This window comes from Nonomuraea sp. PA05, assembly GCF_008086045.1.
Classification (GTDB): domain Bacteria; phylum Actinomycetota; class Actinomycetes; order Streptosporangiales; family Streptosporangiaceae; genus Nonomuraea; species Nonomuraea monospora.
This window is the reverse complement of the sequence record NZ_VSEY01000052.1, coordinates 47,101-60,840: the sequence shown is the minus strand read 5'-3', so window position 1 is coordinate 60,840 and position 13,740 is coordinate 47,101. Positions and strand designations below refer to the sequence as shown.

Below are 13,740 nucleotides of genomic sequence, written 5' to 3'. Positions count from 1 at the left end.
GGGTCACGACCGGGCCACGGAGATCCCGCGCAGCTCGGTCATCGGTTGCTCACCGACCCGGTACGGCTCCACCCGCCGCACCGCCGTGTAGAAGTGGTGCAGGCGGCCGTCCCGGGCGACGACGGCCGGCTTGTGCGCGTACGTGTCGTCGGCCGACCCCGGCGGCCCCACGTCCACGAGGATCTCGTCGCTCTTCTCCCAGGTACGCAGGTCGCGCGAGACCGCGTACCCCTCGCGGGCGTGCCCGTCGAAGGAGAGCCCGAAGTAGAACATCACCCACCAGTCGCCGTCGCGCAGCACGCACGGGTCGGAGGCGAAGCGCTCGTCGAACGAGCCGAGCCCGCCGTTCGGCACGATCGGGGTGGAGCGCGGCCGTTCCCAGCGTTCGAGGTCGGGGGAGACGGCGTAGCCGATCTGCTCGCGCCAGCCGTCGTAGGTGCGGTTCTTGGCGTTGTAGAAGCAGTAGTAGAGGCCGTCGTGGCGCAGCAGCCACGACTTGTAGAGGCCGCCGCGCTCCCAGGCGCCGCCGTCCTGCGGGCGCAGTACCGAGCCGGTGTCCTGCCAGCTCCGCAGGTCGTCGCTGACGCAGAACCCGATGATCGCCGCGCCCGTCTCCATGCCGGGCTCCGGGTAGGCGTGGTACGTGCCCACCGCCCGGCCGTCCAGCCAGGTCACCTGGCCGTCGGAGTGCAGCCGGTTGTCGCGCACGATCGAGGTGAGCGCGGCGTTGTAGCGCCGGTACGGATGCTCGGGGTCGCGCGGGAGGACCACCTCGCCCGGGGACCAGGTCGCCAGGTCGGGCGATCGGCTCAGCGCGGTCTGGTAGCCGGTGCCGTCGAAGCCGACGTACGTCATGAGGTACTCGCCGCCGTCGGAGCAGACGAACGGGCAGTCCACGAAGAGGGAGTCGAAGCGGCCCGGCTCGCCGGACGGGCCGACGAGGAGGCGGTCCGCCTTGTGCGGGGTCCTGACGCGGGAGGCGTCGTAACCGTTCACTTGGTCGCCCCGAACGTCCATTGCCCGGCGCGCACCTGCCAGGCCCGCTCGCCCACCGCGACCGCTCCCTCGGGCGCGGTGTGCCGGGTCAGCCCCAGGTCGGGCAGCCGCACCTCGGCCGACGAGCCCGGCGGCACCTCCACCTCCAGCGCGAACTCGCCGTCCGACCGCTGCCACGACACCCCCACCTGCCCGTACGGCGTCCGCGTCGCCGCCCGCACCGACTCCAGATCGCCGGGCGCGGCGGGCGCGACGATCAGGCGGCGGAAGCCGTTCGAGCCGGGCGCCTGGCCGATGCCGCCGAGCCCCCGGTAGAACCAGGCGTCGATGGCGCCCAGCATGTAGTGGTTCTGGGAGAGGCCGCGCGTCGGCCCGTCCCACGCCTCGGTGAGCGCGGTGGCGCCGTGCCGCACCTGGTAGCCGTAGCTCGGATGGCTGGTGGAGTTGGCGAACCCCCACAGCTCCTCGTGCCGTCCGGCCCTGGTCAGCACCTGGTAGAGGGCGGGCAGGGCGATCTCGCCGACCGTGAGGGCGCCGTCGCGCACGTCCCGGCTGAGCCGGTCGAGCGCGCCGGGCGCCAGTTCGTCGGGGACGACGCCCATGTCCAGCGCGAAGACCTGCGACGCCTGCCCGCCGAAGCCGCCGTCGTCCTGACGGAACGCGCCGGTGAACGCGGCGGAGATCGTGTCCGTCAGCGCGCGGAACCGCTTGGCGTCGTCGTCGCGGCCGAGCACGCCGGCGACCTTCGCCATCGTGGCCGCCGCCCGCCAGTAGCCCCACGTGGACACCAGCGGAACGGGCGTCGAGTCGTCCAGGCCGAACCAGTCGCCGAGCCCGTGCCCGAGTATGCCGTTCTCGGCCTTGCCCGTCAGGTAGTCCAGGTAGCGGTTCATCGCGTCGTAGTGCCGCGCCATGGCCGTGGTGTCGCCGTACCAGCGGTAGATCTGCCACGGCATGCGGATCAGGGCGCCGCCCCAGTTCGGGTCGTCCCTGAACGCGCCCTCGAACACCACGTACTCGGGCGCGGTGTCCGGCACGAGCCCTTCCCCGGTCTGCGCCTCGGCGATGCCGGCCAGCAGCTCGCGGCAGTAGGCGGCCACGTCGTAGTTGTAGGCGACGACGTCGAACAGCAGGTGGGCCTGCTCCAGCCAGCCCAGCTTCTCCCGGTGCGGGCAGTCGGTCAGGACGCTGTACATGTTGCCGCGCACCGCGCGGTCGATGATCCGGTGGATGTCGTCGATCAGCGGGCGGGACGTCTCGAACCGGCCGACGTGCTCGTTGTCGGCGCGCAGCACCAGCGCCGTGACTGCGTCGGCGCCGACGTGCTCGGGCAGGCCCTGGACCTCGACGTAGCGGAAGCCGTCGTAGCGGAAGCTCGGGTGCCAGGTCTGCGGGCCGTCCTTGGTGACGTACGTGCTGAAGATCGGCGCGCCGGTCGTCGGCTTCGACTGCACCACGCGGCCGAACGCGTCGAGCTGGTCGCCGGGCAGCAGCCGCAGGTAGCGGCCCGCCGGGAGGTCGAGCCGCAGCTCCGGCCAGCCGGCCGTGACCGCGCCGACGTCGAAGACGGCCGTGCCGTCCGTGGCGACGAGCTTGCCCGTCGCGGGCAGCCGCTCGGTGATCCTGATCGGCGGGCACGCCCGCGACCGCAACATATCGGTGCCCTCGGGCCGGACGGTCACCGGGCGCCAGGAGGAGCGGTCCGTGCCGGGGGCGTCCCATCCGGGGAGCTCCAGGCGGGCGTCGTGGTCCTCGCCGCCGTACCAGTGCGAGCGGGTGGTCGGCCCCTCGGTGGCCAGCCAGTCGGCGCCCGTGACGAACCGGCCGGTCGTGCCGTCGGCGTAGCTCACCTCCAGCTGCGCGATCGCCCTGGGGGCGGCCTGGGAGCCGAAGAACTTCATGTAGCGGTCCTGGTGCGGGAACACGTGCGCGATGCCCGGGCCCAGCGCGACGCCGATCGCGTTGCGGCCCTCGCGCAGCAGCGCCGTCACGTCGTGCGTCGCGCACACGACCCGCTGGGTGAAGTCCGAGTACGGCGGCTCCAGCACCGCGTCGGTCACCGGCGCGCCGTTCACCGACGCCACGTACACGCCCAGGCCCGCGACGTGCAGCCGGGCGCTCACCGGGGGAGCGGCCAGGGTGAACTCGCCTGCCAGCAGCGGCAGCGGGCGCCCCTCGCCGACGCGCGGATCGTCGTTCTCGTCGTACCAGTCGGGGTGGGTGATCCAGGCGGCGCTCCAGTCGTCCGGGGAGAGCAGGCCCAGCTCGAAGCTCGCCTCCCGGCTCCAGCCCGACCAGGCGCCGTCCGCGTCGCGCACCCGGACCCGCCAGCGTGCGGCGGTCCCGCTCGTCAGCGGCTCGCCGCCGTAGAGCACCCGCTGGTCGGCCGACTCCACCTCGCCGCTGTCCCACAGACCCGCCACCTGGACGTGGTAGGCGGTCTGCGCGGTGGCGTCCGTGAGCTGCCAGCTCAGCGCGGGACGGGTGGCCTCAAGGCCGAGGGGGTCGGTCAGGTCGCAGGTACGCAGGTTCTTCACGATGACACTCCCGTGATCTTGAGCATGTGGGCGGCCTTGGTCGGCGGCCGGGGCGGCAGGTCCGCGTAGAGCGCCTTCTCCGAGTGCCGCCAGCCGACCGGGCCGTGGCCGAGCAGCTCGACGGTGACCGGCGGGCGTTTCGCCAGCCCGGCGGCGGCGCCCAGGCTGGTGATCGCGGCCGTGCCGTCCTTCGGCCAGGCCAGGAGGGTGGCGTAGAGGGTGTCGCCGCGCCGGGTGAAGCGGATGTCGCTCGGCCGGTAGGCGCGGTCGGCCTCGTTGTACCCTTCGTACCCCTTGGTCGTGCCCAGGCCGGTCGTGCCCTCGGCCGCGCGCAGCCAGGGCGTGGTGCCGTACACGCCCTCGCCGCACACCCGCAGCCAGTCGCCCACCCCGGCCAGCAGCTCGCGGGCGTGGGCGTCCACCGTGCCGTCGGCGTGCTGCGGGATGTTCAGCAGCAGGCAGCCGTTCTTGCTGACCACGTCGATCAGCGTGTGGATGATCTGCTGCGCGCTCTTGCGCGGGTGGAACATCGGGTCGTCGTCGGAGCAGTCGAACCACTCGCCGTCGCTCGTGTCGAACTGCCACGGGTGCGGCTGGGCCTCGTCGAGCTGGCGGCGCTCGCAGTCGAGCAGGACGGCCGTGCGGTCGGCGTCCGGCACGTCCTTGATCGTGACGGCGCCGCCGGTCGGGCAGGTGTTGTAGTAGTGCGCCAGCAGGTCCAGGCCCGCCGTGCTGACCGGCTGCGACTCCACCACGCTGCCCGCGTCGAACGGCAGGCGGCCGTCGTCCAGGTAGACCAGGTCGGGGCGGTAGCGGTCGAGCGCCTCGCGGACGCGGGCGTAGAAGCGCTGCGCCTCGCGGGCCGGCGGCTTCGCGCCCGGGTCGTGCCGCTCCGGGTAGAGCTCGGCCGGGTCGAGGCCCTCCCACCACGTGCCGGTGCCGTCGGCCTTGGTCAGCGTGCCGTCGTACGGCTCGCCGGTCTCCGGGTCCTTGCCGTGGGCCACGTCGAGCCAGCGCCACGTCCAGTTCTGGTGGAAGCTCAGCCCGAACGGCAGGCCCGCCGCCCTGGCCGCCCGTTCCCAGGCGGCCACGATGTCGCGGCGCGGGCCGACGCGGGCGGCGTTCCAGCCGTGCTGACGGGAGTCCCACAGGTCGAAGTTGTCGCAGTGGGTGGCCAGGGCGACGAAGTAGCGGGCGCCGCTGGACACGTAGAGGTCGATCAGCTCGTCCGGGTCGAAGCGTTCGGCGCGCCACTGGTGGAACAGGTCCTTGGCGCCGCCGCCCGGGAAGTGGGCGCGGTGGTGGGCGTGCTGGCGGCCGGCCCGCTTGCGTTCCCAGGGCTCGGACCAGGGCTGCGTGCCGTAGAGGTGGCGGGCGTACCAGTCGCCTGAGCGGGCCACGGACTGCGGGCCCCAGTGCGACCAGATGCCGAACTTCGCCTCGCCGAACCACTGGGGGATGCGGTGGGCGCGCAGAGACTCCCAGGTGGGGTGGAACCGGGTCATTTCACCACTCGTATGTCGAAGGGGGCCAGGCGTAGCAGGCCCGGCGGTAAGGGTTCGCGGCGGCCGGTGACCTCGGTCGCCTGGGCGGTCAGGGTCGCCGTGCTCTCGCGGTCGGACCAGTTGTGGACGAACCAGAGGCGCTCGCCGCGCGCGTTGACCGCCGAGTGCACGGTGACCTGCTGGGACCGCGTGGCCACCAGGGCCGTGGGCTTTCCGTGGCGGAACAGCTCGGCCGTCAGCTTCCTGCCCGGCAGCGTGCCCACGTAGGTGACTGTGCCTTCGCCCACGCGATGGCGGGTGATCGCGGGCCAGCGGCCGAAGTGATGGTGGTCGTAGTGGGCCAGCGGCTCGGCGCCTTCCAGCTCCAGCCCGTCCGCCCAGTGCCGTGCCACGTCCTCGAGACCGAGCCCGTGCAGGGGGACGGGGCGCAGCAGCGTCGAGTATTCGAGATACCGCACCCCGGCCAGCGCGCGCAGCGGGCCGGGCGCGATCTCGGTGCGCGCCCTGGCCTCCTCGTCGGCGTACCCGGTGCGGAAGGTCATGATCAGGTGCCCGCCGCCGCGCACGTACGCCTCCAGCTCCGCCGCCGTCTCGTCCGTCAGGCAGTACAGCGCGGGCGCCACGAGCACAGGCAAACGTTTGACCTGTGACACGAACGCCACCTGCAGCCCCGCGTCCACCGCCCCCTGGTAGAACGTCGCCAGGACCCGCTCGTAGGAGTCAGGGTCGGGGTTGCGCCCGTCGGGGGTGAGCGGCGGCTGGAAGTTCAGCGCCCACTTGCTGTCGTGCGAGTACAGGAACCCGACGTCGGCGTCCGGCGTGAGCCCCGTGACGTCGTCGGCCGCCCGCTCCAGCTCCGCGCCGAGCGCCGCGATCTCGTCGTGAACGCGGCCGGGCTCCATGGCGTGCCCGAGTATCCCGCCCCAGTACGTCTCCGCGCCGTAGGGCAGCGTGTTCCAGTGCCAGTACGAGATCATCTCCGCGCCCCGCGCGACCAGCGCCCACGCCGCCTGGCGGAGCTGGCCGTCGTAGGGCGGCAGGTTGAGCTGCGACCCGGCGATGGAGCCCGCGTTGGTCTCCGTCACCCAGAACCGCTGCTCCCTGGAGGCGTACATGCGGTCGGCGGCCTGCAACAGCGCGGCCGGTCCTGTGGCGAACCAGGTGATCTCCACGGGCGAGTCGCCGGCCAGCGCGTCCTGGGGCAGGTAGTAGGCGTTTCCGCTGGTGACCGTCAGGTGCCGCGACAGCTCGACGTCGTGCAAGGCCGGGCGCTGGTAGGCCAGGCAGGTGGTCAGCTCGCGGTCGCCGGGGACCAGCTCGCGCACGATGCCCGCCTGCCAGGCGATGAACTCGGTGGTCAGCTCGGCCTGGAACCGCCGCCAGGCCAGGTCGTAGGAGGGGGTCGTGTTGCCTTCAGGCCGCCACAGGTCGTCCCAGCAGGTGAGGCGGTGCGACCAGTACGCCAGGCCCCACTCCTCGTTGAGCCGCCCGACGTCGCCGTACCGGCTTGCCAGCCAAGCCTTGAACCGCTCGAACACCGGCTCGTTGTGGATGAGGTGCAGCCCTGGCTCGTTGTCGAGCTGGATCCCGAGCACGGCCGGGTGGCCGCCGTGGGCGCCGATGACCTGGCGGATGACGCGTTCGGCGTACCGGAGGAAGGTGGGGGAGGTGAAGTCGACCTCCTGGCGCGCGCCCCAGGGGACGCGCCGGCCGTCCGCCCGTACGACGGCCAGCTCGGGGTGCTTGCGCTGCAACCACGGCGGAACGGCGTAGGTGGGGGTGCCGAGCAGGACCCGCATGCCGCGTTCGTGGGCTCCGTCGAGGACGGGGGTCAGCCAGCCGAGGTCGAACCCGCCGTCGCGGGGCTCCCAGGTGGACCAGACGGACTCGCCCACGCGAAGGGTGTCGATCCGGGCCTCGGCCATGAGGTCGAGGTCGCGCTTGAGGTCGGGGGCCCGCTGGTATTCCCAGTAGTAGGCGGTGCCGAAGCGGATGCCGGTGCTGCTCGTCGGGGGTGATGGCGTCATGAGAGTCCCCAGGCGATCTTAAAACGATTTACCGGATGATATATATATTCACGCCCGGATGTCAATGCCTGTGAGATCTGGTGTGGGGACCATCGGCTCTATAGGGTTAAAACGTTTTGTCTCACCTCCCGGAGGCGGCGTTGATCTTTCATGAGGACCCAGGGCCGGGCACCGGACGGCGGGCGCCGCGTGCGGACTTCGTCTCCGACGCGCCCCGCCTCCCGCTCAACGGCCGATGGCTCTTCCGGCTCTCCGGCACCGCCGACGGCACCGGCCCGTCGTTCCCCGACCCCGGCCTCGACGACACCGGCTGGGACACGATCAGGGTGCCGTCGCACTGGGTCCTCGAAGGCCACGACAGGCCCCTCTACACCAACACCGCCTACCCGTTCCCCATCGACCCGCCGCACCTGCCGGACCAGAACCCCACCGGCGACTACCGGCTCCACTTCGACCTGCCCGCCACCTGGCCTCCGGGGCGCAGCGTGCTGCGCTTCCAGGGCGTCGACTCCTGCGGCACCGTCTGGCTCAACGGCGAGCTGCTCGGGCACTCCAAGGGCAGCAGGCTGCCGTTCGAGTTCGACGTCACCGACGTCGTCCGGCCGCGCGGCAACGTCCTGGCCGTACGGGTGCAGCGCTGGTCGTCCGGCAGCTACCTGGAGGACCAGGACATGTGGTGGCTGCCCGGTATCTTCCGCGACGTGGAGCTGCTGTCGCGGCCCGAGGACGGCATCGACGACTTCACCGTCCGCGCCTCCTACTCCGCCGGATCGGGCACCCTCCTCGTCACCTCCGACATGCCAGGCCTGGTGGAGGTGCCGGAGCTGGGCATCGCCGTCCCCACGGGACAGGAGGTCACCGTCGGCGAGGTGGAGCCGTGGAGCGCCGAGCACCCCCGCCTCTACCGCGGCACCCTGCGCGCCGCCGGCGAGACGATCGCGCTGGCCATCGGCTTCAGAACCGTCGAGATCTCCGGCGGGCGGCTGCTCGTCAACGGCGCCCCCGTGCTGTTCCGCGGCGTCAACCGGCACGAGCACGACCCCGACCGCGGCCGCTCCCTCGACCGCGAGACCATGATCCGTGACATCGAGCTGATGAAGCGGCACAACGTCAACGCCGTCCGCACCGCCCACTACCCGCCGCACCCCGAGTTCCTGCGGCTGTGCGACGAGTACGGGCTGTGGGTCGTGGACGAGTGCGACATCGAGACGCACGGCTTCATCTACTCCGGATGGGAGGGCAACCCGCCCGCCGAGCCCATGTGGCGCGACGCCCTCCTCGACCGCGTCGAACGCATGGTCGAGCGGGACAAGAACCACCCCAGCGTCGTCATCTGGTCCCTCGGCAACGAGAGCGACAGCGGCTCCGCCTTCGCCGACATCGAGACGTGGATCCGCGAACGCGACCCCACCCGGCCACTGCACTACGAACGCGACCCCAGCTACCGGCACTCCGACTTCTACAGCCTCATGTATCCGTCACTGGACGACCTCGAACGCATCGGGCAGCGCAAGGAGGAGACCCCCTCGGACGTCGTCGCGGGATCCCCCGACGACGTGCGGCGGCGGGGGCTGCCGTTCCTGCTGTGCGAGTACGCGCACGCCATGGGCAACGGGCCCGGATCGCTCGTGGACTACCAGGTGATCTTGGAGTCGTACGAGCGGTTTTGCGGGGCCTTCGTGTGGGAGTGGATCGATCACGGGCTCGCGGCGGTCGATGCGCGCGGGCGGCGGTACTACCGGCACGGCGGGGACATCGACTACCAGCCCAACGGGGAGCGGTACTGCCTGGACGGGCTGCTGTTCCCCGATCGGACGCCGTCGCCGGGGCTCGCCGAGCTGCGCAAGGCCATCGAACCGGTGGCCATCACGGTGGAGGGCTCCTCGGTGGTGGTGGTCAACAAGCACGACTTCGCGACGCTCGCGCACCTGGGTTTCCGGTGGCTCGTGGAGGTGGACGGGGTGCGGGTCGCGTCGGGGGTGCTGTCCGTGCCCGAGTGCGCGGCGCGGTCGGAGGTGCGGGTGCCGCTGCCGGACGCGGTCGCCGGCCTGGTGCCTGACACGGCTTCCGGCGGTGAGACGTGGCTGACCGTCGAGGCGGCGCTCGCTGAGGACACGCCCTGGGCGGCGGCCGGTCACGTGGTCGCCTGGGGCCAGACCCGCCTCGGCTCCGGCACCCCGGCCCGTCCCCAGGAGCACCAACCCCACGCCGAGCAGTCGCACGCCGACCCGACGCACGCCCCCCAGTCCCACGCCACCCAGTCCCACGCCACCCAGCCCCACGCCAGCCCGACGCATGTCGGCCGGCCGCTTGGCGCCGCGTCGCACCGAGGCGGGATGGTGTCGCTCGGAGAGGCGACGTTCGACGTCAGGACCGGACGCCTGACCCATCTCGGCAGGCTCGAACTCGACGGCCCCACGTTCGACGTCTGGCGCGCCCCCACGGAGAACGACCACGGCCAGGGCCCCCGCAACGCCCTGGCAGCCGACTGGCAGGCGGCAGGACTGGACCGCTTCCTCCACCGCACCGGCCCCGTCGAACACCCCGACCCCCACACCCTCGTCGTCCACGGCCGCAGCGGCCCCGCCACCCGCACCCTCGGCTTCCGCACCACCTGCACCTACCGCTGGCAGGACGGCGCCCTCCACCTCCTCGTCGAGGCCGATCCCGTGGGCGACTGGGACGACACCGCCTACGGCCACCTCACCATCACCCCGCCCCGCATGGGCACCCGCTGGTCCCTGCCCGGCGGCTACACCGACGTCGTATGGTTCGGCCGGGGCCCCGGCGAGTCCTACGCCGACAGCCGCGCCGCCGCCCGCGTCGGCAGGTTCGCCGGGTCCATCGACGGGCTGCAGACCCCGTACCTCGTCCCGCAGGAGAACGGCAACCACGTCGAGACCCGCTGGCTGGAGCTGTCGGGACCGGGGCTGCCCACCCTGCGCGTGGACGGCGCGCCGCACCTGGACTTCACCGCCCGCCGCTGGACGAGCGAGGCGCTGCAGACCGCCCGCCGCCCGCACGACCTGGCCGACTCCGGGCGGGTGTGGCTGAACCTGGACCACGGCCAGCAGGGCGTCGGCAGCGCCTCCTGCGGCCCGGCGCTGCCCGAGCGCTACCGGTTGGCGGTCCGCCGTTACTCCTGGTCCATGATGCTCGCCGTGCACCGAGAGGACATTGCCCCATGACCGAGCAGCACAAGTTCGACTTCTGCCCCTGGAAGTACTGGGGCGAGGCCACCGACGAGGACCGCGGCGCCCAGGAGGCCCACCTGGACGAGGTGCGGGACAGGATCGGCCTCGACGCCGCCGGGAAGGTGTTCATCTCGCCGCTGGCCGCCGTCTACACCGACAGGCTGCGGATGGGCGACTTCTCCTACGTCGCCGCGCACGCCTACCTCACCGACGACGTGTCCATGGGCCGGGACTGCACCGTCAACCCGTACGCGGTGGTGCGGGGCAAGGTGGAGCTGGGCGAGGCCGTACGGATCGGGGCGCACACGTCCCTGCTGGGCTTCAACCACGGAACCGCGCCCGACCGGCAGGTCTTCCGCCAGCCCATCACGAGCCAGGGCATCCGCATCGGGAACGACGTGTGGATCGGCTCGAACGTCGTCATCCTCGACGGTGTGGCGATCGGCGACCACGCGGTCATCGGGGCGGGCTCGGTCGTCACCAAGGACGTGCCCGCCTGGGCCATGGTGGCGGGCAACCCGGCCCGGCCGATCCGCGACCGCCGCACCCCCCGCCCCGCGAGCGCCGGCCGCGCCGCCGTGGTGGACGGGACGGGCGCCGGCCGCGCCGCCGTACCAGGTGAGGACCTGGAGGCGCGGCTGTCCCGGTTCGCCGCAGGAGCGCGGGCACAGGCGGAAGCGGTGCTGTTCCGCTGCTGGACCGGCGACCGCTACGTGGACCGCCCCGGCGCCCCGCCCACCGTACGCGCCTGGTGCGACGCCGTGGAGATCGCTGACCTCCTGCTCTCCGGCCCCCCGCCGACCCCGGCCCGCGACGAGATCATCGCCTTCCTCCGCGACCGCCAGGACGCGGTAACCGGCCTGATCCCCGAACTCGGCGCCCCAGGCTCACCCGAGACGGCCGACGGAGGACGACCGGAGCTGGAGGGCGTGACCGCCTACCACGTACTCTGCGTCGGCTACGCGCTCAACCTCCTCGGCACCGCCTTCCACCACCCGGTCCACGCCGTCCACGACCTCCGCTCCCAGGATCTGACCGCCCTCCTCGACAACCTCGACTGGACGCGCGAGGCGTGGCCGTCCGGCTCGGTCGTGGACGCGATCGGCACCGGCCTCTACCGCAACCTCGCCGACTTCGGCCTGCGCGGCGACGTCGAGACCCTGTACGGCTGGCTCCTCACCCGCGTCCGCCAGACCCACGGCATGTGGGGCGAGCCGGACAACGACTCCGGCTGGCTCATGGTGGTCAACGGCTTCTACCGGCTCACACGCGGCACGTTCGCCCAGTTCGGGATGCCGTTGCCGGATCCGGAACGAGCCGTGGACACCGTCCTCACCCACGCCCGCGACCCCCGCTACTTCGGCCCGGACACCGGGAACGCCTGCAACGTCCTCGACGTCATCCATCCGCTGTGGCTGCTGGGCAAGCAGACCCGGCATCGTCGCGCGGAGGGCGAGGCGTGGGCTAGGCAGCACCTCGCCCGCGCGCTGGCCGGGTGGCAGGACGGCGCCGGGTTCAGCTTCGCGCTGAGCGGAGGCAGCGGCGCGGCGCGCACGCCTGGGCTGCAGGGGACGGAGATGTGGCTGGCCATCATCTGGCTGCTCGCCGACTATCTCGGACTCTCCGACACCCTCGGCTACCGGCCCCGGGGGATCCACCGCCCGGAGCCGGCGATCCATCTTCAGAGCTGACAGATGATCTTCGGGTGAGAGGCCGCGTCAGCGCCGGCTCGGGTCCACGGTCGAGGTGGCGCGGCGGCTCAATCCACATGGACCATGACCGCAAGGGAGATCCACTCAGATGGAGATCCGATCGACTCGGACCGCGCGATCGCCCGGGATCACGATCGGGTCGGCGACCTCCACCACGCGTCCGTGGGAGGACATCAATCGGGTGATCGAAAACACGGGCGTTCCGCTGCCGATATCGAGCAGGTCCATCTCCTCCCGAGTCGGCATGCGAACGGAGGTTTCTTCGACGATGTCACCGTCGACCTCGATACCCAGTGAGCGAAGCTGGCCGATATTGCCGCCCGGCCACGGCTCGTTGTGAGGGTCAGCGACGGGGGTGCCCTCGACATCGCGGGCGAGCAGACACGAACGGCTCAGTTGGCTCGGTACCCCGGAGGCGTAGAACACGAATCGCCGCTCCAGTACCCGCGTCCCGACCGGCACGTCGAACAGCCCCGCCAGCCGTTCGTCGGCCTGAATCCACTCGAACCGTTTGTCCAGCCGGTACTGCGACCAGGCGATGCCCTGGTCTCTGGTGAACGACGTTTGAGGAACCGCCTGAGATCCCTTGTCGGCCAGGTAACGATCCATCGAAAGACGGCGGATCGGAGGGCGCGACCGCACTGAGGTGCCCGACCCGCGCTTGGTCTCGACCAGCCCCTCCGTCCGCAGGAGATCAATGGCCTGGCGAATGGTGATGTCCGAGACGCCGTATTCCTCGGCGATGAGGCGGTGGGAAGGAAGGCGGGCACCTGGAGCCAGATCGCCTGAGCGAATCTTCTGGCGGAGCTCATCGGCGATCCGCTCGTAGGCAGGTTCCCGTTCCGCCACAGCTACCTTCCCAGTTCTCGCATAACGCTTGACAAGAGCGTACACGTACCTGCAAGTTCGTATACGAAATCACTAGACTGGTATACGAAAACGGAGAGCCGATGCCTGTGCCGCACGACCCGACGCCCAACGCTCGGCTCACCATTCGATGGCGGGACGAATGTTGGCACCTCCTCGACCAACGGCGTCCCGCTGTGATCCTCCTCTCTGAGAGGGTGCCCGGCGTCGAGGTCGCCGCTGTGTGCGATGCGGTCAACCGGCAGGCTGTCGTCGCAGAACGGACGCGGAGGCAAGGGCAGCAGGTGTTCGTCGTCGATGACAAGGCCGCCGCTCTCGTGCTCTTTCATCAGCGCCTCCGCTGTCTGATTCCGACCGGTGAGGACGCAACGTGAACCATGACGATGCGCCACCGGAGCTGCCGAGCGGGCAAGGCGGGTGCCACCATGCGGCGGATCTGGGCAGCAGCCAGGAGCGAGCGGCTTCTCACGGAGGTAGTGGTGCCGGGAGACACATCCTCGGTGCCACTTCTCCGGCGATGCGTCACGCTTGTGCTGACGGCGGCTGGGCACCGAGACTTGGAACGTGTGCGCCTCGTCCTCACCGAACTGCTGAGCAACGCCGTGGTGCACACGCGCTCCGGGCTGCCGGGCGGCCTGGTTGCTGTGCAAGTGTCCGAGGTCGGCGACGGGCTGGTGCGCATCGTGGTCGCTGACGCGGGGGCCCTCACCATTCCGCAGCCCCGGCTGTCGGAAGATCACGAAGATCACGGACGTGGCCTGGTCCTTGTAGAGGCACAGGCCACTCGATGGGGGACACAGCCGGGTTCCCTGGGCACTTCGGTTTGGGCCGAAGTTCTCACGGTGGATGCCTCCCCGCCCGAGCAGGCGGCGATTGTGCCCGCCGATGTGGTGTGGGACTGA

9 protein-coding genes are annotated in these 13,740 nt (G+C 71.4%); 3 read left to right on the top strand and 6 right to left on the bottom strand.

The window, feature by feature from the left end:
* Positions 1–3: 3 nt before the first annotated feature.
* From FXF51_RS51645 to FXF51_RS51630, 4 genes are read right to left on the bottom strand one after another with little or no spacing between them, the layout of a single operon-like run.
* The gene (locus FXF51_RS51645; RefSeq protein ID WP_148442201.1) at positions 4–996 is read right to left on the bottom strand and encodes a hypothetical protein; all 993 of its coding nucleotides are present in this window, start codon (positions 994–996) and stop codon (positions 4–6) included.
* Entirely contained in the window at positions 993–3,533 is a 2,541-nt protein-coding gene (locus FXF51_RS51640) for a family 78 glycoside hydrolase catalytic domain (protein WP_187415031.1), read from the bottom strand. Before FXF51_RS51640 ends, FXF51_RS51645 begins: the two co-directional genes overlap by 4 nt.
* Complete coding sequence (locus FXF51_RS51635; protein WP_148442199.1) at positions 3,530–5,038, bottom strand: alpha-L-fucosidase; 1,509 nt, start codon at positions 5,036–5,038, stop codon at positions 3,530–3,532. Before FXF51_RS51635 ends, FXF51_RS51640 begins: the two co-directional genes overlap by 4 nt.
* The gene (locus FXF51_RS51630) at positions 5,035–7,065 is read right to left on the bottom strand and encodes a beta-galactosidase (RefSeq protein WP_222871854.1); all 2,031 of its coding nucleotides are present in this window, start codon (positions 7,063–7,065) and stop codon (positions 5,035–5,037) included. Before FXF51_RS51630 ends, FXF51_RS51635 begins: the two co-directional genes overlap by 4 nt.
* A gap of 140 nt (positions 7,066–7,205) precedes the next feature.
* Between FXF51_RS51630 and FXF51_RS51625 the strand changes: the two genes are divergently transcribed.
* Together FXF51_RS51625 and FXF51_RS51620 are read left to right on the top strand one after the other, a co-directional pair.
* The gene (locus FXF51_RS51625) at positions 7,206–10,253 is read left to right on the top strand and encodes a glycoside hydrolase family 2 TIM barrel-domain containing protein (protein ID WP_148442198.1); all 3,048 of its coding nucleotides are present in this window, start codon (positions 7,206–7,208) and stop codon (positions 10,251–10,253) included.
* A complete protein-coding gene (locus FXF51_RS51620; RefSeq protein WP_148442197.1) occupies positions 10,250–11,950 on the top strand; it encodes an acyltransferase in 1,701 nt (566 codons plus the stop codon). The genes FXF51_RS51625 and FXF51_RS51620 overlap by 4 nt, the downstream gene beginning before the upstream one ends.
* Positions 11,951–12,055: 105 nt before the next feature.
* On the opposite strand, the gene FXF51_RS51615 is transcribed toward FXF51_RS51620, so the two are convergent.
* Together FXF51_RS51615 and FXF51_RS51610 are read right to left on the bottom strand one after the other, a co-directional pair.
* A complete protein-coding gene (locus tag FXF51_RS51615; RefSeq protein WP_148442196.1) occupies positions 12,056–12,820 on the bottom strand; it encodes a GntR family transcriptional regulator in 765 nt (254 codons plus the stop codon).
* Positions 12,821–12,822: 2 nt separating this feature from the next.
* Positions 12,823–13,167 carry a hypothetical protein gene (locus tag FXF51_RS51610; protein WP_148442195.1) on the bottom strand — a complete coding sequence of 115 codons (345 nt, stop codon included), beginning with the start codon at positions 13,165–13,167 and terminating at the stop codon, positions 12,823–12,825.
* Between the two features lie 48 nt (positions 13,168–13,215).
* Here FXF51_RS51610 and FXF51_RS51605 point away from each other — a divergent pair, with 48 nt between their 5' ends.
* The gene (locus FXF51_RS51605) at positions 13,216–13,740 is read left to right on the top strand and encodes an ATP-binding protein (RefSeq protein ID WP_148442194.1); all 525 of its coding nucleotides are present in this window, start codon (positions 13,216–13,218) and stop codon (positions 13,738–13,740) included.

What these genes read in the sequence shown, in the direction of transcription:
- FXF51_RS51635 (WP_148442199.1), bottom strand. Translation starts at nt 5,038, where the DNA reads ATGACCCGGTTCCACCCCACCTGGGAGTCTCTGCGCGCCCACCGCATC.
- FXF51_RS51630 (WP_222871854.1), bottom strand. Translation starts at nt 7,065, where the DNA reads ATGACGCCATCACCCCCGACGAGCAGCACCGGCATCCGCTTCGGCACC.
- FXF51_RS51620 (WP_148442197.1), top strand. Translation starts at nt 10,250, where the DNA reads ATGACCGAGCAGCACAAGTTCGACTTCTGCCCCTGGAAGTACTGGGGC.
- FXF51_RS51610 (WP_148442195.1), bottom strand. Translation starts at nt 13,167, where the DNA reads ATGAAAGAGCACGAGAGCGGCGGCCTTGTCATCGACGACGAACACCTG.
- FXF51_RS51605 (WP_148442194.1), top strand. Translation starts at nt 13,216, where the DNA reads ATGACGATGCGCCACCGGAGCTGCCGAGCGGGCAAGGCGGGTGCCACC.